Source organism: Sulfitobacter sp. HGT1, assembly GCF_013282155.1.
In the GTDB taxonomy this organism is placed as follows: Bacteria; Pseudomonadota; Alphaproteobacteria; order Rhodobacterales; family Rhodobacteraceae; genus Sulfitobacter.
The window spans coordinates 71,474-93,438 of record NZ_BLWI01000002.1; the positions used below are offsets into that span (position 1 = coordinate 71,474).

The 21,965-nt window shown below is 57.3% G+C and carries 18 protein-coding genes; 13 read left to right on the top strand and 5 right to left on the bottom strand.

Going from position 1 to position 21,965, the window contains the following annotated elements; all coding sequences use genetic code 11:
• Window positions 1-9 precede the first annotated feature (9 nt).
• Window positions 10-540: a hypothetical protein gene (locus HGT1_RS02480; protein ID WP_176248405.1), complete on the bottom strand. Its 531-nt coding sequence runs from the start codon at window positions 538-540 to the stop codon at window positions 10-12.
• A gap of 212 nt (window positions 541-752) precedes the next feature.
• On the opposite strand from HGT1_RS02480, the gene HGT1_RS02485 reads away from it, so the two are divergent.
• From HGT1_RS02485 to HGT1_RS02500, 4 genes are all read left to right on the top strand, one after another.
• Window positions 753-1,334: a hypothetical protein gene (locus tag HGT1_RS02485; protein WP_176248406.1), complete on the top strand. Its 582-nt coding sequence runs from the start codon at window positions 753-755 to the stop codon at window positions 1,332-1,334.
• Between the two features lie 22 nt (window positions 1,335-1,356).
• A complete protein-coding gene (locus HGT1_RS02490; RefSeq protein WP_176248407.1) occupies window positions 1,357-2,070 on the top strand; it encodes a DUF3592 domain-containing protein in 714 nt (237 codons plus the stop codon).
• Between the two features lie 53 nt (window positions 2,071-2,123).
• Window positions 2,124-2,633 (top strand): hypothetical protein, encoded by a 510-nt coding sequence (locus tag HGT1_RS02495; protein ID WP_176248408.1) that lies wholly within the window; start codon window positions 2,124-2,126, stop codon window positions 2,631-2,633.
• Between the two features lie 108 nt (window positions 2,634-2,741).
• The gene (locus tag HGT1_RS02500) at window positions 2,742-3,107 is read left to right on the top strand and encodes a hypothetical protein (RefSeq protein WP_176248409.1); all 366 of its coding nucleotides are present in this window, start codon (window positions 2,742-2,744) and stop codon (window positions 3,105-3,107) included.
• A 77-nt stretch (window positions 3,108-3,184) separates the two neighbouring features.
• On the opposite strand, the gene HGT1_RS02505 is transcribed toward HGT1_RS02500, so the two are convergent.
• Window positions 3,185-8,323 (bottom strand): VWA domain-containing protein, encoded by a 5,139-nt coding sequence (locus HGT1_RS02505; protein WP_176248410.1) that lies wholly within the window; start codon window positions 8,321-8,323, stop codon window positions 3,185-3,187.
• 127 nt (window positions 8,324-8,450) lie between these two features.
• Here HGT1_RS02505 and HGT1_RS02510 point away from each other — a divergent pair, with 127 nt between their 5' ends.
• The 3 genes from HGT1_RS02510 (at window position 8,451) to HGT1_RS02520 (ending at window position 13,327) form a co-directional block, all read left to right on the top strand.
• A complete protein-coding gene (locus HGT1_RS02510; RefSeq protein WP_176248411.1) occupies window positions 8,451-10,769 on the top strand; it encodes a hypothetical protein in 2,319 nt (772 codons plus the stop codon).
• 534 nt (window positions 10,770-11,303) lie between these two features.
• Window positions 11,304-11,492, top strand: a complete 189-nt coding sequence (locus HGT1_RS02515; protein WP_176248412.1) for a hypothetical protein — start codon at window positions 11,304-11,306, stop codon at window positions 11,490-11,492.
• A 203-nt stretch (window positions 11,493-11,695) separates the two neighbouring features.
• Window positions 11,696-13,327, top strand: coding sequence for an alpha-D-glucose phosphate-specific phosphoglucomutase (locus HGT1_RS02520; protein ID WP_176248413.1), 1,632 nt, complete (start codon window positions 11,696-11,698; stop codon window positions 13,325-13,327).
• 3 nt (window positions 13,328-13,330) lie between these two features.
• On the opposite strand, the gene HGT1_RS02525 is transcribed toward HGT1_RS02520, so the two are convergent.
• The 3 genes from HGT1_RS02525 to HGT1_RS02535 are packed head-to-tail and all read right to left on the bottom strand — an operon-like array spanning window position 13,331 to window position 15,820.
• Window positions 13,331-14,140: a carbohydrate ABC transporter permease gene (locus HGT1_RS02525; RefSeq protein ID WP_176248414.1), complete on the bottom strand. Its 810-nt coding sequence runs from the start codon at window positions 14,138-14,140 to the stop codon at window positions 13,331-13,333.
• Window positions 14,137-15,003, bottom strand: coding sequence for a carbohydrate ABC transporter permease (locus tag HGT1_RS02530; protein WP_176248415.1), 867 nt, complete (start codon window positions 15,001-15,003; stop codon window positions 14,137-14,139). Before HGT1_RS02530 ends, HGT1_RS02525 begins: the two co-directional genes overlap by 4 nt.
• A 58-nt stretch (window positions 15,004-15,061) precedes the next feature.
• Window positions 15,062-15,820 (bottom strand): DeoR/GlpR family DNA-binding transcription regulator, encoded by a 759-nt coding sequence (locus tag HGT1_RS02535; RefSeq protein ID WP_176248416.1) that lies wholly within the window; start codon window positions 15,818-15,820, stop codon window positions 15,062-15,064.
• A 297-nt stretch (window positions 15,821-16,117) separates the two neighbouring features.
• Here HGT1_RS02535 and glpD point away from each other — a divergent pair, with 297 nt between their 5' ends.
• Genes glpD through HGT1_RS02565 form a run of 6 tightly spaced genes read left to right on the top strand, consistent with a single transcriptional unit; the run spans window position 16,118 to window position 21,927 of the window.
• On the top strand, window positions 16,118-17,740 hold the full coding sequence (gene glpD, locus HGT1_RS02540) for a glycerol-3-phosphate dehydrogenase (RefSeq protein ID WP_255200072.1): 1,623 nt from the start codon (window positions 16,118-16,120) through the stop codon (window positions 17,738-17,740).
• Window positions 17,740-18,828 (top strand): ABC transporter ATP-binding protein, encoded by a 1,089-nt coding sequence (locus tag HGT1_RS02545; RefSeq protein WP_176248418.1) that lies wholly within the window; start codon window positions 17,740-17,742, stop codon window positions 18,826-18,828. Before glpD ends, HGT1_RS02545 begins: the two co-directional genes overlap by 1 nt.
• A gap of 11 nt (window positions 18,829-18,839) precedes the next feature.
• On the top strand, window positions 18,840-19,919 hold the full coding sequence (locus tag HGT1_RS02550) for an ABC transporter ATP-binding protein (RefSeq protein ID WP_176248419.1): 1,080 nt from the start codon (window positions 18,840-18,842) through the stop codon (window positions 19,917-19,919).
• Between the two features lie 2 nt (window positions 19,920-19,921).
• Window positions 19,922-20,794 (top strand): carbohydrate ABC transporter permease, encoded by an 873-nt coding sequence (locus HGT1_RS02555; protein WP_176248420.1) that lies wholly within the window; start codon window positions 19,922-19,924, stop codon window positions 20,792-20,794.
• Entirely contained in the window at window positions 20,794-21,642 is an 849-nt protein-coding gene (locus HGT1_RS02560; RefSeq protein ID WP_176248421.1) for a carbohydrate ABC transporter permease, read from the top strand. Before HGT1_RS02555 ends, HGT1_RS02560 begins: the two co-directional genes overlap by 1 nt.
• A 12-nt stretch (window positions 21,643-21,654) precedes the next feature.
• On the top strand, window positions 21,655-21,927 hold the full coding sequence (locus HGT1_RS02565; RefSeq protein WP_176248422.1) for a DUF2160 domain-containing protein: 273 nt from the start codon (window positions 21,655-21,657) through the stop codon (window positions 21,925-21,927).
• Window positions 21,928-21,965 lie beyond the last annotated feature (38 nt).

Consider the following 21,965-nt stretch of genomic DNA (forward strand, 5'->3'; position numbering starts at 1 on the left):
GTGATTAATTTATTCCGCAGGAAAGAAAATCGAGAATTGACCGCTGGCAGTTTTGAACGGACCACGCTCTTGCGGCTTTTTGTAAATGTTTGGCCAAAAATCAGGGTAACCGGAAAAAATTGCTTCAACCAAAAGTCCGGCATCTGTTCGTTCATAGGTGTTCAAAATGACGACCGCCCTTTCTTCAAGATCAAGCGTCGTCCAGCCGCCTTCGTTACCACGCTCTGTTATTTGGAAGTAGGCCCCTCCGACGCGCAATTCATTGGGTAAATTCCATACCGTAAATCTGACCATCACCTGCTTGTCGATGGCGTTTCCATCCAAAAGATAGCCAATGACGTCGATCTCGTCGATGTAATCTGCCGCACTTGAAATTTCCCGACGCGACTGCGCACGTGCAAAGCTCGGCGATACAAGCAGCTCGACCTCTGATCCGTCCATTGTGAACGTCATGGTGTCAGTCGCGGTTTGCGCGCTGCCAGCAGTCCCGATGACGATCGCGATTGTGGCAATGGTTGCGCGAAGAATGTGGAACATCATTCTTATATTCCTTGGAATAGCGGTTCTGCCGAAATGGAAGAAAAATCACAGCAAGCATCGTAAGCGTGTTTCGTCTGGTAAACTTGCGCGTCCGCGTATCCCAGCTGCCTGACCTTGCCACATCGTTGGAACAAAACAACATACAATTGTGCAAAATGTGCTAAGCACACGCGAAACGCACAAAGTTTTCCCATCCTAGAAAGACCTGAAAAATGTTTAAGAATATGGTGCTGCGTGGATTTTTCGCGGTTTGCTTCCTATCTGCTTCGCCGGTGGCTGCCGAACCGAACATCGCCTGTCGGTATGGCACAGCGGATGCCTGGGATCAGATCAGCCTTATGTATGTTGGCGCATGGAACATTGCGCACCATTCAGGCTTCGTCGTGGCGGGACCGATGACAATGCCATTTCCGGCAGACAGTGTTATTGATACGATGGGCATCGAGATGCTGCCAAGTGGCCAACTGGTCGGAACCCACCCTGAGGCACAGCAACCCATCCCGTTTATCTGGGCGGATGAGCCACCTTGGCAGTTTGAGGCGGATGCCAGCAAAGATGGGTCCCCCGCGCCGCTTTTGTCGTCATCAGAGGTCGAGATGCTGATGGGGTGCGGTGTCGAAAAACTTGCGCGTCTGATCGGCCATACTCAGGCGACCATCGACGGTGTCCACATAGATATGACATTGCGACTGATGGTTGTTGGCCCTGACCAGATGTACGGCATATTTCACACCTCTGCCGTGTCCGGTGGGATACCTGTGAAAAGCTGGCGTGCGGTGACGTTGACCCGTTGATTTTGTAAGCAAGGAAATACCAATGAGCTATCAAAAGAGGTCTTTGGCCAGCTTTGCCTGGCACCGGCAAGGCTGGGTTTTTGCGATACTTGTCATCGCGGGCCTTGGCCTTGGAGCCTTCAAGGTTTCAGCCTACCAAACCGCGTCGCAGTTTGCCGCGGACGGCGTTCAAGTCATCGGTGAAGTCACGCATATGACGGACTACGCCACGACCAGAGGCAAATCACTGAGCGGTAGCAAGACATTTCGTATGTCATATACATTCGCCACACCGTCAGACCCCTATAACAATGGCATTCAAGACGTCAGCGAAGAGTTTTACGGGGCCCAGAAAGACGGGGGGCCAATCACCGTTTGGTACCTGCCATCTGATCCGACGTCGAACGCTGTCGATCTGGAGAAGCTATCAAGCGGGTTCTGGCTGACGCTGGCGATTGCTGCGGGTGTGTTCCTTGCAGGGATGATTGGCCTTAATTTCAGCGTGACCCGCGCGCGCGCCTGCATCAAGCTGCGCGAGACCGGGGACGCCTTGGTCGCCACGGTAACCGATCATGTTGCCGAGGGGAAAAAGAAGATTAACGGCCATTTTCAATGGCGTGACGCTGATGGGCTGGAGGGGCGCAGCCTGACGGCGGCATTGGCCGATTTGCCGCCGGTTGGATCATCCATCACTGTTTTCGCCGATCCCGCACGTCGGCTGAAACCCGTCTGGGAAGGCGATATCGGAAGCCGCTGAACGTTATTTAAGAACAAGGCCATGACGCATTCAGGCCGCAACATGGAGATAAGATGGTGATCAACTTTAATCCGAAATTATCCGCGAAAATCTGCTTTGCAACCTTCCTCTTTCTCGGGTCACCCTTGGTGGCCGACGAAATTCCGATGCCGATGTCAGAAGCCGACCTGCGGACTTTGGTCCCCTTTGGCGCAGAGGCGTCCTTGAAATACGCAGAGTGCGAGAAAAAGTCATACCCGACCTGCACCTATATCTGGGGTGTACCTGACAGTGCCGATGCCCTGCGCGTGCAGATGGGCGGCAAACCTGATGGCGACAAGCTCATGACGATCTTTGCACAGGCGAAGAGCGCGCAGGATTTTGACCGCGTGCTTTCCACCTACAAAGATGCGGTGCCCCTAGAGTATCTGGGGGTGGCAGCTGTCTGGTCCGAGGCCCGCGACCAGCTTTCCCTGATCACAGACGATTACATGGTCATTCATGTCAATGTTGAGATCCCGGAATTGGAGGACACCAAGGCCGTTGCGACGCAGGTCGCGGCTTATCTGCTGGCCGCAAGGTGACGCGCTCACTACCGACTTCTTGGCTGATAGGTTCGCGCGTGATGCATCTGCATCGATGCGAAAACATCAGCCCTACCGACATCGACTTTGTAACTTAGGGAATTAACAATGATCTCTCGACTTTCCATCGCACTTTGCCTCTTGCCCGCATTTGCGACTGCGCAGGATGCAGTTCTGCCTGACTGGGTACCCGCTGGCATCGTTCTGCCCGACCCGTATGACATTAGCCAGACTATGACGATCGGGTCGACTAATCTGCTCATCGTCAGTGTTTCTGACGACCCAAGTGGCATGATCCCGGAATGGCAAACTGTTCTTGCGGATGCTGGCTATGCTCTCGATACCAGCATGTTGTTCGAGCAGCGGTTGCTGTTTAGCGGCAATGGCCTGGAGAGCGCGCAGATTGTGACGCGTGTTGCCGATGATGCGGACGGGTTTGAGATTCAAATCGACGCGAAGCGGGATTCGGAGTGACACTGGATCTGATCCGCGTTGGTGAATGACGGTCGACGTGATTGGTGCTCTTGATACCGCACCCATGAGAAAACCTGTCACTCGGTCAGATCAATCACACTTTCTGTTCCTGCCAATATATCGACCGAAAGTGGCGCGTCGCGCCCCTCGACAACAACTGTATAGCGCCCAGCAGCCAACGGCAGAGCATCGCCGCCAACGGTGCCTATCGTCTCGGTTCCGTCTGCGGCTTGCACACGGAACTGTTTTTGACTGACGTCGAGCAGCGCACGCTCAAGGGCATCACTGTCTGACACGTTGATATATTGCCCACGCCCGACACGCGCCCAATCAGTGAATGTCGCGGACAAGGCCTGATCGTCGATCGCAAAGCCGACAATGTCGATCCGCACAGCGATGCCTTGCTCAGCGAGGTCGCTGATCACTTGTTCCGGGTCCCCTTCACAGGTTTCTTCGCCATCTGTCAGAATGACGATACGCGGGACACCTACGGCATTTGCCAAATCCGCGCCAGCCTGCGCCAGTGCGGCCGCGATCGGCGTCCGCGCGTTGTTCTGCGGAACGATCGTAGCAAGCATGTCGGTGAATTCATTTGGCGACCTGCGTGATATGGGAGCCAGCAGTTCTGTGTCGCAGGCATCGGGTGCTATTCCAAAGCGCCGCAACCCAATCGCAATGCCGCGCGCATTGGCTTGCTGCGCAAGAGGGGCAAGTGCCGTCTGCGCGATTTGGTAGCGGCGTTTGCCATCGATACGTTGCAGCATGGAACCTGACGTATCCATCAAGATCAAAACACTGGAAGTGGTGCGTTGGTCGCTGTTTTCTTCGGCGGGCATCTCAAACGCACGCAGGCTTCCTTCAGGCGCTGGCACAAATGGGCCAAACGAAATGCTGATTTGAAACGGCTTCGGGCCACGCATCTTGTCTACGGCACGCGCGAACCCTTGGCTGAAATCAGCCTGCGTCGAGATGTATTGATAGAAGCCACCGCTTGCGCGGGCCCAATTCTCCATCAGGTCGCGTTCGCGGTCAGGGTTGCGGCCAAACGCGCCCGTCGATGGAATGGCCAGCGCACCAATGCGTGGGCGCACGTCGCTTAGGGTTTGCCACAGGGGCAAATCCCTGTTTGTGGCCGCGTCAGTAATCAAGATAATGCCACGCACACCATCGAGGTCCTTCAGTGCACCACCCGCCTGCACCAAGGCAGCCTCTGCATTGCTGGAATCGCCAGTGGCGGTTTCATTTCCCAACCTGCGAATAAGGAGCTCCGGGTCGCCCAGCAAACTGCCCCCCAGCAGAGAGCCGCCAAAAGGCAGAAACCCAATCAGGTCCCGATCAGGGTTTGCCAACAAGGCGATATCGCGTAGCGCCCGGTCCATCGCGGGTTTGTAAGGCACCGTCGATCCGCTGGTGTCCCAAACAATGGCGATCGGGCGAAGCGGCTCTTCTACCCGCAAATCATAGGGGAGATTTTCATCGATCGGTGCAAGATAGAGCGGCATTGGCAACCCGCGCGCTTCAGCCTCGACCTCGGTGGCGCGCCTGAGTGCGACGACATTGCCATTGGTGTCAAAAAGGCTGGGATGTGCGCCACCCTGCTGCTTTGTATCAAGCGTCACACGCAATTCGCCTGCACCAACTGGCGGGGTGATACCCCACCAATCGGCGTTCACCCCGCGCTGTACGGATGACGCAACCTTGTCGTCTTGTTCCAGGGCCACAGCCAAAGCAACTGTCGCACCGCCTGCGGGGGCCGGAAGCACAGTTGGCGTAACGGCATTGTCGCGCTCATATGCAGAGGCTTGCGAAAACTCGCCCCATTCGCCCAGAATTGAGGGCAGCCGTGATGTTGACGCGGCTTCCCAGACGCGGATCTGCTCGGGGATACGGAGATAGTCAGCCGTGGTTTTCGTCGACATGTCAAATCGAAGATACCGCGCCCAAATGGGCTGCGCAAAATCAATTCTGGTGCCGCCCTGCCCGGCGGACGTCCATTTTGCGACCTCCACCCAGGGACCCAAAGGACCTTCAACGCTTGCACTGATCGTAATCGCATCAGTGGTGCCGGCATTCGGGGCGGCCATCGTTTCGCTGTCCAGCGTCCAGTCGATTGCCAATACACTTGCGGCCCGCGAATGATGAAACCCCAACACGGCTGAAATGCGGTCAACATCACGCACCAGACTTGGCCGTGTATCTCCATCCAATAACAGTTCGCGGTCCCAATCCGTTCCAATCTGGCCTGCGGGGTCGGCCCAAACGACCTGACCACCGAAAGCAGGATCTGCGATATTCAGGGGCGACCCGCCCTCCGGGCTCCATCCCGGAACGGCAACTGCCTTGAACTCGCCCAACCGGACTGGCGAGAGGTTGTTGTTGTCGTTCGTCCAACTTGACAAGGGAACAAGCCGCAACGCCCGCGCTGAAACAGTCTGATCAAAAACAAATCCTTGTTCGACTTGATCAGCCTTCAGCGTGGCGCGCAGGACCTCGGCGAATGTGACACCGTCTGCGCTGGCTTCAACAAAAAAGCCCTTCAACGTCCGGCTGGCACCCGGTGCGCCGCGCGGGGTCAAAAGCAGACCTGCCAAAGGCACGATATCGTCACCGCCAAGATCAAAGTTGAACAGGGGCCCGTTTTCGACATGCCGGAATCCGAATTCTTCGCTGGCAATTGCAAGCCCGTCGATCAGCGCGTTTGCGCCGCGCGCCTTGTCAGGGTCTCGCCCGTCCAAGTCGCCACCATCGAGTGCCACAATCCGTCCGCCAAGTTGCGCAGATGCCATATTCAGACCGCCAAGCAATGGCTCCGGCACGGCGAAAGCCCGTTTAGGAGATTGCACGGGAACAAGTGGCGTCGGCACAAAAACCTGAGAGATAACGCCGCGACCACCCCCGTTTTTCAGGTCCAGATGAACCCTTATTTCGCTTTCTCCAAGTTCTGGTGGCGCGATGAGTTCGGTTTTGACCAAGGCACGGCCATTCCCCTGATCGGTAATTTCAAGCGCACTGATTGCCCAATTGGGTTCTGACGCCGCAAGCGTGGCCGACAAAGAGGCCAAGGCATCATAGCCGTCAATCGAAAATGCGAGGGGGAGATGCTGTTCGAACCCTTCGACAAATGATTTGGGAACCGGGGGCGCGGCATCAATGGTGATCGCAAGCTGGCTTTGTGGCAAGGGCGCACCCTGTTCGCCTGCCGCCTGCCCCGTTGGTGCAATAACATAGTCGGTTGGGTTTCCGGTGCGGGAGCCTTTCGAATTTTGCTCTAGAAAGACAATGTGATCGCCCTTCGCCAAATCATCATAAACCAGGCAAGTCCCTTGGTCCGTCCTTTCCAGCGACGTTCGACGGACATCCCGTCCGTCTGCTCCCTGGACAGAGACTGTAATCTCTGCGGGCAGCTCGCAAAATCGCAGGTCTGCACCTTTTGATACAATGCGGAGCCGATAAGCATCGCGATCCTGCTGCACGATGCCAACGCTGCCGACAAGCCGACCATCTTCGGGCCAGTTTTCCGCAGAATGGGCATAGTCGTTTGGCTCGCGATCCCTGAGCGGACCGAACGGTTGGTCAGAGGGACGCAGCGCGATCGCGTAGTCATCAAGTCCGGAAATGCCGCCGGCCGTCTTGATCTCGATTTCGTAGTCACCGGCCTGATAGGCACGGGTGTAATCCATGGTGGATTGGCCGCCCGTCAAGAGCTTGCGAAAAACTTCGCCGCCTTCGGCCCGCATATAGACAGAAATGGTTTCCCCAAGCGGCGGTGAAACGCGCAGGTTCAACCACTCGGTCGATCGCACCGAAAATCTGAAAACATCCCGATCACCCGGGTCAAGTTGTCCGCGCAGGCTTTGGCCGATGACAAGTCGCTGGGCATCATCGTTCGGCTCGATTTCCACATCGTCGCGCCTCGGACCTTGCGAAAGAATGCGCAAGCTATACGGCCCCTCACCTTCGACTTTCACGGTGTAGCGCCCGGGGATCATATAGAGGTTGGAAATTCTTTGCAGATCGGTGTTGTTGCCGTGCCGCTCAGCGATCACTTCATTGGAAACATCATAGACGGTGAAGCGGCTGACACCCGCACCGTCCGCTTGCAGCCGCCATAACTGGGCGGGGTCATCCAGATGGAATTGAAAGAAATCACTGTCATCATTAATAAGGTTTCCGGTAGCGGGGGTCTGCAGAGGCCAAATGGTGGCCGTTGCCAGCGTGTCATTTGGTTCGATTTTCTCGCCGTCCTGCGGAGTTGGATAGGGAAAATATGAAATTTCGTATTTCGTGCCCGCGTCTCCCGATAACGAAAGAACGAGGTCCTCCTTTGCGACGATTGGCGCGATGTCCGCTGCGCTTCTGGCACTCCCTGACTTGACAGATGTGCCCGCAGTGGTGCGCAGCTCATAGTCGATTTTCTGCCCCTCATGTGCCGTCAGCAGCAGCCGGTAACTGGCGGGACCAGCAGGAAGCATAAAGGTATCTGTGTCACGCTGCGATCCGCGCGCATCAATTTGGCCAGAAACTGTGCCGCCGTTGGGCAGTGCCCGTGGCATGTCTGGCGTATCATCAGGTTCGCTTGCTGACTCCGGTTTGGCGGCCAGGGCCAATTGTGCGACCCAAGGCGTGCCCGGTGCCCCGGAGAAGCAAAGCTGATAGCTATCCACAATGATCCCGCTGACCTGCCAAACAGGTGCAGCTTTGGCGCGCAGATGTTTGACACCCGCAATATCCTGTATCCAGACCGTAAGGGCCGCGCCTTTGGGTGCCCAGACTGCCAAATCAGCAGCGCCGTCGGGCAGTGCGAAGCAGGCTGCGTCATCAGAAACCTCTCCCTGCCAAAGCCCGACAGCCAAACCCGTGTTCTCAGTGGTTGTTTGGGTCGCATTTTGGGTTTCGAACCGCAGTCGATAGTTCCCTTGTCCCGCAATCAATGGCGTGACGCCCAGAATATATTCGCCTGCCTCCAACATGAGCGGCCCGATCTGCGCCGATACGTCGTCACGCGTGCTTGGCGCAGCGCCCGACTGTGAAACGTCCGTGCGACGCGTCACCTCGTCTGCGTCATTCCGTTCGATGCCAATGAAACCGATGGCACCGCCCGTATCCCCAAGCCCGTCAACGCGCGCCGAAAAAAGCGACAAGGCATCATCCGGAGAGACGGTGAAAAGCCACAGGTCTTGCATCCCATCTGATAAGTCGCCTGATAATTCGGCCAAATTGGGCGCAATCGTCGGAATGCCAACCAGCGTCAAATTGTCTTGGATATCGGATGCGGCAGGCTTAGCGTAGGATAGTTGGAAAAGAATTGTTATCGACAAGAATTTTAGAAAAGGTATTTTCACAATGGCCTCCCCGAAATTTTTTTGTGGTACTCAGACCAAACGGTTCATAAGAATGTGGTTCTCGTCAAAACGGGGGGTCTTATCGAAAGTAATCACTTGCACCGTATCGGTCGGTATCGTTTTTAATCAAGCGATCTTTCCAAGCGTCGCAGCGGCGGGCACGGGGCCGGCCGAGTGGCTGCGACCGCCGACGAGCAGCGTTGCCACATCACCTTTGCCCACCGAAGTGCCCTCAGATGCCGCGATAAGTGACGATGAACGCGATCCGTTGATCAATATGATTGACGGTTACGGCTTGACGCTGCTTTCGCTCGATCAGCTGGCACTGCAATTCGGAACTGATCCCGAAGCTGCGTTCATGTATGTGCGCGATAGAATTCGAACGGAGCCCTACGCAGGATCGTTGCGCGCGCCCTCCTCGGTCATCGCGGCCTCTGGTGGGAGCCTGCAAGACAAGTCCGAATTGTTAATGGTGCTGCTGCGCAAAATGGGGCTTGATGCCCGGATCGCCGAAGCGCCGATGACTGATGAAATCGCGGATCGTTTGCGCAGCGGAGTTTGTGCGATATCACTGACGTCAGACCCTCATATTCCCCAGCTTCTGGGGCTTACATCCGAAGCAACCGAGCCGACAATCAAGCGAGCGCAGCGCGATTATCGTTCTTTGCTGGACGCGGCAATGGGCGACATCGATGCATCCGCCGCGTTTTCCAACAATTTCGGAACCAAGCATTACTGGGTGCAATACCGGGGCCCGGATGGTTGGCGCGACCTTGATCCGTCAGTTGCCGATATGGTGGCGGGGGATGCGTTCACGCAGCCTGCCGCACTGTCACAGGGTGGTGCCGATCCGCATATGGTGACGATTGCTGTCGTGACTGAAACCCTCACGGACGGACATCTTCGGGAACAATCAGTTCTCACAAAGGACTTTGTTGTCCGAGATACTGTCGGGATGCCAATTCAGATTGGTTTCATGCCGGCAGGTGCGGGTCTGGCAGGTGTGCTGGCCGACAAGCTTGGTGATGCAATCGATTTGGCACAGCGGGTCAAGCCAGTTTTCATTTTGAATTGGCAACCCGAAATCGGCCGGGACTTTGCACAACCGGGCGCCTCCGCTTCGGGCGGACTGAGTGTTGGCAATGAAGAAAGCCCCGTTACCGCTGTTTGGATTGATATTCGGTCAACCGCCCCCGGGGGAGAAACACGGACCGCGCGCCGTGCCGTGATTGACCTGCTTTCCGCGCAAACGAGGCGGTCCGCGTCTATACCTGCAGAAGCAGTTCGGTTGCCGCAAAAAGGCCTGCGCTATGCACAAGAACTTGAAGGCGTGCGCCATATCACTGTATCTCATGGTGGACTGGACCCGTCCGAATTTGCCGATCAGCTTGAGTTCGCCATGGCTTCACGGGCCCAAATCATCAGCAACATCGAGGACGGGACAATCCGCGCCGAGACATTGGCCTGGCTTGCCTGGACGCGTGCGCAGGGCATCGCAATCGGCGCGGAACGGGCGACCCGTGACCTGCAATCGGCCGACGGTTCCATCTGTGTGTTTTCAGGGCATGCGAACGTCATGACGTGGGGCGTCGTTCCCAAAAGTTCCGAAACATTCAGCACGTGGAGCGACTGGACAATCGATGGCATCGACCTTGCGTCATCGTCGCGGACGCCAAATCCCAAGGAAATCGCGGCATTGCGACTTTGGAACGCGGCAGTACGGTCAGCAATCGAAACCGAGGTTCAAATCGCCTCACGCGGCAATGAAGTTGATGCCGTTCAAGCCGTAGCCTCGACAAGCCTTGTTCTGAACGGCGCACTTTCACGTTTGACGCCGGAAGACGTCATCAATCTGGCGGAAAAATCTGCGCAGGATGACCTTGACGCCGGCTATCTGATTTTTGGTGTCCCAACGGATACAACACCTGTTGCGGCTTGGTGGCGTATTGACCCCAAAAGCGGCGCAGCAGATGCACGCTTGGGGAGTGTGGGGAATGGCGCAGGTGATTACATATCAAGGTATGTCAACGCACGGGCACCTGGGATAAACAGTATCGGATCAAGGGAACTTGCCTATTTGGAAGGGCGGAGGCTTCCTGCCAGAACTCCCAATAACTTCCCCACGAGCGCAGGTCGCGGCGGTGACAATGAGGATACGCTATTCACTCTGGGTATTGCATTGGTCGCAGTTGTCGTGGTTAGTTCCTTTGGTTATATGATTTACAAGAACTGGGAAATGGGCCTTTACGGCAAACCCGTACCTCCAGAGGACCAGCCGCCACCAGACGATGATCTGCCACCCGCTGACGACGAAGATTAGGGTTGGGCGCATTTATGTCACTGGGCGTCGGAACAACTCCGTTTCGACAACCCAGAGGCCTTCAAATAATCGCTAGACCAGTCAGTTTGATAACAATTTAAGAAACTATCGTCCTGCGTGATCAAAAGCGTGACGGTCATTTAGGTGTTGCTAGAAGTATCTGCCTTGCGGTGCCATATTTTCACAACGTGTCCGACGCATTGGTACTTTGACCTGCATCCGAGACATTCGCCGCGCGCGCAGACAAGGTCCGCTTTTACTGGTCACCAGATTAGTCGATCATCAAAATGTGATCCGAGGTCGGCAAGAAAGGGCTGCTGACGCCCCAGCAGCAAGCCAACCTCCCCCCCCCCGCCTGCGGGGTTGGTGCGCTCCCTAAGCCGTTCGGCTTCCAACGCGCGTCTGTTCAACCAATCCCTCGCAACTGTCAAAAGCCCGACAAAGCGCGCTAGAAGCGCGATTTCACGTTGCACACATAGCGCAAACAACGCCCCTCAACTGAATGAATTTAATGACGAAGCCATTCAATCTATCATGGGTGTCACAGACGGGCGCGCGGCCCTTGTGACAAAGGCGCTGCTCCTGATCGGCGGGGACAGCGGTGTGTTTGCAGCGTTCGGGTTTTCAGACAGTTCCGGCATATTCTCGCGTCTTTTGATCGCTCATGCGCCCTTGGCAGCCCATATTTCCAGCATCGAGGGACCGCGCAAAACGGCCCTTTAAGGGGACTATTAGGTGATCGGCGCGAAAACGTCCACGTGCGGGTTCTGCGGGGGGATGAAAAGCCGCAACACGGGCCCGTCACGATTGGCAAAACAAAGCCATTTCCCACAAACCATCCAATTTAACCCCAAGACACGCCTTGACGGCGCTGCTGGTCTGATGCGCAGTAGGGGGCAGAATTTGCCAAGCCTAGGAAGACCACGATGACCAGCCAGATCACCCCGACAACACCTATTGCAGGGCAGCTTCCCGGCACATCTGGTCTGCGCAAGAAAACCCGCGTCTTTATGGAACCGAACTACCTTGAGAATTTCATTCAGGCGACCTTTGATGCCATCGGCGGCGGTGCCGGGGGGCGGCTCATTCTGGGCGGTGATGGTCGTTATTTCAACAAGCAGGCCATCCAGACGATCCTGAAAATGGCCGCCGCCAATGGTGCCTCCGAAGTGATCGTCGGACAAAACGGTATCTTGTCCACGCCCGCCGTGTCGCATCTGATCCGGCTGAACAAGACCAATGGCGGCTTCATTCTGTCGGCCAGCCATAACCCCGGCGGCATCGACGAGGATTTCGGCGTCAAGTTTAACGCCAGCAACGGCGGCCCTGCCCCTGAAAAACTGACCGCGCAGATATACGAGATCACCCAAACCATCAGCCGCTACAAGATCGCCGATTTTGACGATGTGGACCTTGGCCAGTTGGGCGAAACCCGACAGGGCGATATGGTGATCCGCGTGGTTGATCCGGTCGAAAGCTATCAGGCGCTGATGGCCGATCTGTTTGATTTCGACGCGATCCGCGCCTTGTTCGCCGGTGGGTTCACCATGCAGTTTGACGCCATGCATGCGGTCACAGGCCCCTATGCCACGGCCATTCTCGAAGGCAGTTTGGGGGCACCCGCAGGCAGCGTGGTCAACGGCATCCCGCTTGAGGACTTTGGCAAAGGCCATCCGGACCCCAACCCGATCTGGGCAAAATCGCTGATGGATTTGATGATGTCCGAACATGCGCCAGACCTTGGGGCCGCGTCCGACGGTGACGGCGACCGCAACATGATTGTGGGCCGCGGGGCCTATGTGACACCGTCCGACAGCCTTGCCGTTCTGGCGGCCAACGCGCATCTGGCCCCCGCCTATCGCGACGGTTTGGCAGGGATCGCGCGGTCGATGCCCACCAGTGCCGCCAGCGACCGTGTCGCCGAAAAGCTGGGCATCGCAGCCTACGAGACCCCCACCGGCTGGAAGTTCTTTGGCAACCTTCTGGACGCCGGCAAGGTTACCCTGTGCGGCGAGGAAAGCGCCGGTACCGGGTCAAACCATGTGCGCGAGAAAGACGGGTTGTGGGCCGTGCTGTTGTGGCTGAACATTCTGGCCGTGCGCAAGCAATCGGTCGCCGACATTCTAACGCAGCACTGGCAGACCTACGGGCGCGACTATTATTCGCGCTATGATTTCGAGGCAGTCGCGTCGGACAAGGCCAACCGTCTGATGGAAAACCTGCGCGCGAAACTGCCTGATCTGGCGGGAAAAACACTGGCCGGATTGACGGTGAAAACCGCTGACGAGTTTTCGTATCTTGATCCGGTCGACGGGTCCGTCAGCAAAAACCAAGGGGTGCGGATCGGCTTTGAGGGCGGTGCGCGCGCGGTTTTCCGTCTGTCTGGTACGGGTACCGAAGGGGCTACCATCCGCCTGTATCTTGAGCAGTATTCAGGGGCTGATGGCGACATCACGCTGGACACCCAAGCGGCCCTTGCCGATGTTTGGGCCGCCGCACAGGATGTCAGCGACATGGCCGCGACCATTGGCCGGACCACGCCTGATGTGATCACCTGAACGTCAGACCTGCCCGATCTTGAACCCGCGTGACAGGTGGCTGCGCATCGCAAACAGCAGCGCGGCCCCCGGTAGCATCGACGCGACCGTGACCGCCATCACCAACCCGATATCGGTCTGAAACCCGAACAAGGCGTTCAACGCCATCGAAATCGGCTTGCCGTTTGTGGTGGTCAGGATGCGCGCGAACACGACCTCGACCCACGAGAACATAAAGCAAAAGAATGCCGTCACCGCGATGCCCGGCGCGATCAGGGGCAGCAGGATCTTCCAGATAAACCGACGGCGCGAATAGCCGTCAAGAAAGGCGGTTTCGTCCATTTCCCTTGGGACTGCCGATATGAACCCCTGCAAGATCCAGATCGAAATCGGCAGGTTGAACAGGCAATGCGCCAGCGCGATGCCAAAGACGGAATTCACAATCCCGAGCGATGAAAACAGCTGGAAGATCGGCAGGGTCAACACCACGGGCGGGGTGATGCGAAATGCGATGAACGCCAGAAACAAGTGCTTGTCCCCCACAAAGGACAGGCGCGAAAACGCATAGGCGGCAGGGATCGCAACCGGCACGGTGATGCAAATATTGATCACAACATAGGCGATGGAATTGGCGAAAGCCGACCGCAGGTTCGGGTCGGTGAAAATGCCACGGTAATTGCGCAGGGTGAACGCCCCCAGTTCGGCATCGGGGTGCCCAAGCGTGGCGACAAAGCTGATCATCGTCATCTGCACCAGCGGCAGGCTGACAAAGACCACAAAGGCCAGCAACAAGGCGGCTTTGACGATGCGTATCAGACCTGTGGTGCCCTTCATGCCGCTTGCCTCTCGCTAAGCTTGGATTGGGCTTTGCTAAAGCTGTAGGCGACGGTCAACACGATCAGGAAATAGATCACCGACCGTGCCGCCGAGGGGCCATAGTTGAAGGCCTTGATCTCTTCGCCCAAGTCGACTGCCAGAAACATCGTGGCCCCGTCCGGCCCGCCAGCATTGATCGGGAAAGCTTCGGTATAGATCATGAAGGAATCCATGAACCGCAGCAAAACCGCCATCAGCAACACATGATAAAGCTGCGGCAGCTGGATGTGACGAAACACCTGCCAAGGGCCCGCCCCGTCAATCGCGGCGGCCTGATAATGGGACGCGGGGATCGTCGTCAGCGCGCTATAGCACAAGATCACCACAAGGCTGGTCCAGTGCCAGACATCCATCGCCACCAACACGGCCCAAGTATGCGGGATCGACAGTTTCCAATCCGCAGGCCACCCGACAGCCCCCAGCCCGCGCCCCAAAATGCCGCTGTCCGGGTTCAGCAACGCCAGCCACAGCGACGGGATCATGTTCCACGGCACCAACAGCGGCAGCGCCACCACGGCAAGGGTGATCCCGACCCACATCTTGCGTCTGGGGATACACAGCGCAATGGCGATACCAAGCGGGATTTGCACGCTCAGGATCAGCATCGAAAACAAGGTGCTGCGGCCAAAGCTGGCCCAGAACCGGCCCGACCCGATGATCGCCTCGTACCATTCCGTGCCGATCCAGAACCGCGCATCCAGAATGAAAATCTCGAAGAAGGAATAGTTCACCACGGTGATCAGCGGCACCAGCCCCACAAGGCCCAGTACCAGCACGGCGGGCAGCACGAAGATCCAGCCGGTGTTGTCGCGTTCCTTCATCCCTGCCCTTTCATGGTGCCAGCCTCGGTGCCAGCCTCGGTGCCAGCCAAACCGCGCGCTATGCGATCACCACATCGGTTTCCCATGCCGCGCAATTCGCCATAAGTTCAGCCGATAACGCGCCATCGGTGAACAACACATCCGCATCGCCCAAGGTCCCGATCGTCAGCGGGGCGGTGCGCTGGAACTTGAGGTGATCTGCCACGACCATGACCTTGCGCGACCGCTGGATTGCAGTGCTGCTGACCATGACCTCCTGACCGTCGAAATCCAGCAGATCCCCATCCGCATCAATCGCCGAACAGCCCAGAACGCTGTAATCAAACTTGAACTGCTTCACCATATCCACCGTCATCCCCCCGACAATGCCACCATCAGCGCGGCGCAAGACGCCCCCCGCAAGGATGATTTCGCAACTGTGGTTGGCGGCCAGAATATTGGCGATGTTCAGGTTGTTCGTGACCACCAGCAGGTTTTCGTGATCCAGCAATTCGCGCGCAACCGCTTCGGTCGTGGTGCCGATGTTCATGAACACCGACGCGCCCTCGGGGATGGCTTGGGCGCATTTGACACCGATGGCCTTTTTGCCCGCATCGTTCAGCCGCCGCCGTTCTTCGTAAATGATGTTGACCACACCCGAGGGCACCACTGCGCCGCCGTGCACCCGCTCAAGCTGACCGGTTTCGGCCAGATCGGACAGATCACGGCGAATGGTCTGCACCGTCACCTCGTAATGCTGGGCAAGGTCGTCGACCATGACCTTGCCGTCCTTGCGCGCAAGCTCGAGTATCTCTTTTTGCCTGAAGTTCGAGACCATCGCCCCCTCCTTGGTACCAGCCGGATCCTGCGGCCAAGGCCCTACCCTGCCAAATGCGCCGCCCCTGCAACAATCAGCAGTCTTGCCCGAGCGTCAAGTGCTCGAATCGTCGCAAATCCGAACAAACCGCCCAAGACAGAAAATAAACCTTCCGAAAAATCGCCTGTTTCCAGCATGTTCTGCAAAAAGGAACAAAAACGAACATTCGTTATTGCGTTCTATCGGGTTTAGGTGTTCCTTTGTGGCCAATCGCACGCTGGGAGGCTGCGACGCAAAATGAATGCGGGGGGGGCTTCATTGAGCCAGCACGAACATCATGACGTGGTCGATCTGTTCGTCATTGGCGGTGGCATCAATGGATGCGGTATCGCCCGTGACGCTGTAGGCCGTGGGCTGAGTGTTGAACTGGCCGAGATGAACGATCTGGCTTCGGCGACGTCATCTGCCTCGACCAAGCTGTTTCACGGCGGGCTGCGCTATCTTGAATATTGGGAAATCCGCCTTGTCCGCGAAGCGCTGATCGAACGCGAAACCCTGTTGCGCGCCATGCCGCATATCTCGTGGCCGATGCGCTTTGTCCTGCCCTATCACCGCGATATGCGCTTCGAGGGCGACACCCCCACATCGAAACTGCTCAATGTCGTGATGCCGTGGATGAAAGGGCGCAGACCTGCCTGGCTGATCCGGCTGGGTCTGTTCATGTATGACAATCTGGGCGGCCGAAAGATCCTCAAGGGCACGACGTCGCTCGATCTGCGCGGCACGCCCGAAGGGGCCCCGCTGCAGGACCGCTTTGAAAAGGCCTATGAATATTCCGACTGCTGGATCGAAGACAGCCGCTTGGTCGTTCTGAACGCCCGCGACGCCCAAGCCCGCGGTGCCCGGATCAATGTCCAAACCAAAGTGGCGTCAGCCGAACAGAAAAAGGGCATCTGGCACGTCACGCTGGCCCCCCAAGGGGATGGCGAAACCCGTGTGGTGCGCGCGCGGATGTTGGTGAACGCTGGCGGCCCTTGGGTCGAAGACGTCATTCGCAACACCGTGCGGATCAATTCCACCGAAGGGGTGCGTCTGGTGCGCGGCAGTCACATCGTGGTGCCAAAGCTCTATGACCACGACAAATGCTATTTCTTCCAAGGCGAAGACGGGCGGATCATTTTCACCATCCCCTACGAGACTGATTTCACCCTGATCGGCACCACCGACGCCGAACACACCGATGTCGGCACCAAGCCGGTATGCACCCCCGAAGAACAATCCTATCTCGCCAATTTCGCGTCCAGCTATTTCAAGAAACCCGTAACGACCGACGACATTATCTGGACCTATTCGGGCGTGCGCCCCTTGTATGATGACGGGGCGACATCGGCGACGGCGGCCACGCGCGATTATGTGCTCAAGGTAAATGAAACCGCAGGCGCGCCGATGCTGAATGTCTTTGGCGGCAAGATCACAACCTACCGCAGGCTGGCGGAAACCGCGCTTGAAAAAATCACGCCGTATTTCCCCGAAATCACGGGGCCGTGGACTGCCGGCGTGCCCCTGCCCGGTGGTGATTTTCCGGTCGATGGTGTTGCCGATCTGACCGCACGGCTTGCGGCGCGGTACCCGTTTCTGACACCCGCCTGGGCGACCCGTCTGGTCAAGGCCTATGGAACCGATGCCTTCGAGGTATTGGGCGATGCGGCCCTTGAGGCCGACCTGGGGCAGAATTTCGGGGCCAAGCTGACCGCGCAGGAAGTGCTTTGGCTGATCAAGAATGAATTTGCCCGCAAGGCCGCCGACGTGGTCTGGCGGCGCTCGAAACTGGGGCTGCGCATGACGGCGCAAGAAATTGAAAAACTGGATGTTTGGATGGCGCAAAACGCGCCGCAAACCACCAGCGAGACGCAGCAATCGCTGCGAAAAGGGAGAGGTTAATGTCACTCGTTCTAGAGGGTGTGTCCAAGGTCGTGAACGGCCAGACACATATTCACCCCACGGATTTGGAACTGCGCGCCGGTACGATGAACGTGCTGCTGGGGCCTACTTCGGCGGGCAAGACATCCCTGATGCGGTTGATGGCGGGCCTTGATGTGCCCAACACCGGCAAGGTGATCTGGAACGGCAAGGACGTGACCGGAATGCGGGTGCAAGACCGTGGCGTGGCGATGGTGTATCAACAGTTCATCAACTATCCGTCGATGTCGGTCTATGACAACATCGCCAGCCCGATGCGGTTGCTGGGCAAGTCGAAAGACCAGATTGACCAGGCCGTCCTGAATGCTGCCGAACTGATGAAGCTGACCCCGTTTCTGGGCCGTAAACCGCTGGAATTATCCGGCGGGCAGCAACAGCGTTGCGCCCTTGCCCGCGCTTTGGTCAAGGACGCCGGACTGGTGCTGCTGGACGAACCGCTCGCCAACCTTGACTATAAACTGCGCGAAGAACTGCGTGCCGAAATCCCGAAGATATTCGAGCAAGCCGGTTCGATCTTTGTCTATGCCACCACCGAACCCGAAGAGGCACTGTTGCTGGGCGGCAATACCGCCGCGATGTGGGAAGGCCGGATCACCCAGTTTGACCGCACCCCGATCGTGTACCGCCAACCCGTCAATGCAACCACAGCCCGTGTATTTTCCGACCCGCCGATGAATTTCGTCAGCGTCCGTAAATCCGCCGACAGCCTGTCTTTTGGCGACGGTCAAACCGCCCCTGCCACCGGCACATTCGCAACCCTTGGCGATGGCGATTATCTGGCCGGGTTCCGCCCCAACCATCTGGAGCTGTCAAAGCCCAACCCGACTGCGCTGTCCTTTAGTGCCAAGCTGCACGTGACCGAGATCACCGGATCGGAAACATTCGTGCATCTGGATCACCACGGGGAAAACTGGGTTGGCCTGATCCACGGGGTCAAAAACCTCAAGATCGGGACGATGCTGGATGTCTATCTGGACCCCGCCCACGTCTATATTTTTGCAGAAGACGGCACGTCGGTCGCCCCTGCATCCTATGCAACAGCAGCCTGAGGGAGCACGACATGGCAAAAATCACCCTCGATAATCTGGCACATTCCTATCTGCCCAAACCCGTCACCGAAGACGATTTTGCGCTCAAGGAACTGAACCTTGATTGGTCCGACGGCGAAGCATATGCGCTGCTTGGGGCATCGGGCTGCGGCAAATCCACCCTGCTCAATATCATCTCTGGCCTGTTGCACCCCAGTCAGGGTCGCATCCTGTTTGATGACAAAGACATGACGATGGCCCCCACCACACAGCGCAATATCGCGCAGGTGTTCCAGTTTCCCGTGGTCTACGACACCATGACCGTGCGCGACAATCTGGCGTTTCCGCTGCGCAACCGGGGTGCTGATCCGGCCTATATCAAGGACCGGGTGCAACAGATCGCCGCGATGATCGGGATGGAAGACACGTTGAACCGCAAGGCGCGCGGACTGACGGCAGATGCCAAGCAAAAGATATCGCTGGGCCGTGGCATGGTGCGCGAAGACGTGAATGCGTTGCTGTTTGACGAACCGCTGACCGTGATCGACCCGCATATGAAATGGGAATTGCGCACGCAGTTGAAATCGCTGCACCATGAATTCGGTCACACGATGATTTACGTGACCCACGACCAGACCGAGGCGCTGACTTTTGCCGATAAGGTCGTCGTGATGTATGATGGCCGCGTCGTCCAGATGGGCACGCCGCAGGAATTGTTCGAAACGCCCGAGCATACGTTCGTCGGTTATTTCATCGGCTCTCCGGGTATGAACCTGCTGCCCGCGCAGGTGAATGGTGACAAGGCCGTGCTGGGCGGGACAGAGATTTCGCTGGGCAAAGGTTTCGGCACACCAAAGGGCAATGTCGAACTGGGCGTGCGGCCCGAGTTCACCAGTTTGCACGCAGGCGGCAGCGGTCTGCCCGTCACCATCAAACGGGTCGAGGACGTAGGCCGCCACAAAATCGTGCGCGCCGATTTCCAAGGCACCGAGATCAACGTGATCGCTGCCGAAGGGGCTGAAATAACGCCCGATATGAACCGCATCGTGTTCGATCCCGCAGGTGTGAATGTGTATTCCGACAGCTGGCGCATCGCGCCGATGGGGGCTTGATCATGAACAAGACAGTCAATCAAAAAGCATGGTTTCTTGTTCTGCCCGTGCTGGTGCTGGTCGCCTTTTCTGCCGTCATCCCGCTGATGACCGTGGTGAATTATTCGGTCCAAGACACCTTTGGCAACAATCAGTTCTTCTGGGCGGGGCTTGAGTGGTTCGAGGAAATGCTTGGCTCTGAACGGATGTGGGATGCTCTGGGGCGTCAGATCATCTTTTCGCTGATCATCTTGGCCATCGAAATTCCGCTTGGCATCTTTGTCGCGCTCAACATGCCCAAGAAAGGGTTCTGGGCATCGCTGTGTCTGGTGCTGATGTCGTTGCCGCTGCTGATCCCGTGGAACGTGGTTGGCACGATCTGGCAGATCTTTGGCCGCGTCGATATCGGCCTGTTGGGGCACACGCTGGCAGCACTTGGCATTGATTACAACTATACGCAGGATTCCACCGCCGCCTGGATCACAGTCATCGTGATGGATGTCTGGCACTGGACGTCGCTGGTGGCCCTGCTGGCCTATGCCGGTCTGCAATCCATCCCCGACGCCTATTACCAAGCCGCGAAAATCGATCAGGCAAGCCGCTGGAAAGTGTTCCGCTTTATCGAGCTGCCCAAGATCATGGGCGTGTTGATGATCGCCATTCTGCTGCGGTTTATGGACAGCTTCATGATCTACACCGAACCGTTTGTGGTCACGGGCGGTGGCCCCGGCAACGCGACAACCTTCCTGTCGATCGATCTGGTCAAGATGGCCCTGGGGCAGTTCGACCTTGGCCCCGCGGCGGCGTTCTCGATCATGTATTACCTGGTGATCCTGCTGGTGTCTTACGTGTTCTACACCGTCATGACGAACCTTGATAAAAGGGATGGCAACTGATGTCCGACTTTATCCAGTCCCCCCAGAAACGCGGGCTTGGTCTGCCGTCTGTGAATGGCAGCGCCGTGGTGATGGGCCTGTATCTGCTGTTTTTGTTGTTGCCGATCTACTGGTTGGTGATGATGAGCCTCAAGACCAATACAGAGATCCTCAACAGCTTTACCCTGTGGCCGCAGGACCTGACCTTTGACAACTACCTGACCATCCTGACGGATGCCTCGTGGTACACCGGTTATCTGAACTCGATGGCCTATGTGGTGATGAACATGGTCATCTCGCTGGCGGTGGCATTGCCGGCGGCCTATGCGTTCAGCCGCTATTCCTTCATGGGCGACAAGCACCTGTTCTTCTGGCTGCTGACCAACCGGATGGCCCCGCCCGCGGTTTTCGCCCTGCCGTTCTTCCAGCTCTACAGCTCGGTCGGGTTGTTTGACACGCATATCGCTGTTGCCTTGGCGCATTGCCTGTTCAACGTCCCGCTGGCGGTCTGGATCCTCGAAGGGTTCATGCGCGGTGTGCCCAAGGAAATCGACGAGACCGCCTATATCGACGGCTATTCGTTTCCGCGGTTTTTCATCAAGATCTTCACGCCGCTGGTCGCCTCGGGCATCGGGGTGACGGCATTTTTCCTGTTCATGTTCAGCTGGGTTGAACTGCTGCTGAGCCGCACCTTGACCAGCGTCGATGCCAAACCGATTGCCGCCACCATGACCCGCACCGTGGGCGCATCGGGTATCGACTGGGGCGTGCTGGCCGCAGCCGGGGTTTTGACCATCCTGCCCGGTGCCTTGGTCATCTATTTTGTTCGCAACTACATCGCCAAGGGTTTTGCCCTTGGGCGCGTCTAAGGGAGAAACCTAATGGAATGGATGGCATGGACATGGCCGACCGCCACTTTCTTCGCAATCATTGCGGCCACATTGGTGACCTTCACCGTGCTGGCAATCAAATTTCCCGAAACGCCGCGCAACGGTGTTTTGGGGATCGAAACGACCCGTGGTGACCGTCTTTTCATCACGCTGCTGGGTTCGGCCTTTATCAATCTGGCCTGGCTCGGACTGCTCAGCGCACCCCAATGGGGGGCACTGATTGTGTGTTTCTTCTACGCCATCGCGGTTTTTCGCTGGGTGTAGTCGATCAGGTACCCCGGCGTGCAAGAACCGGGCTGCTT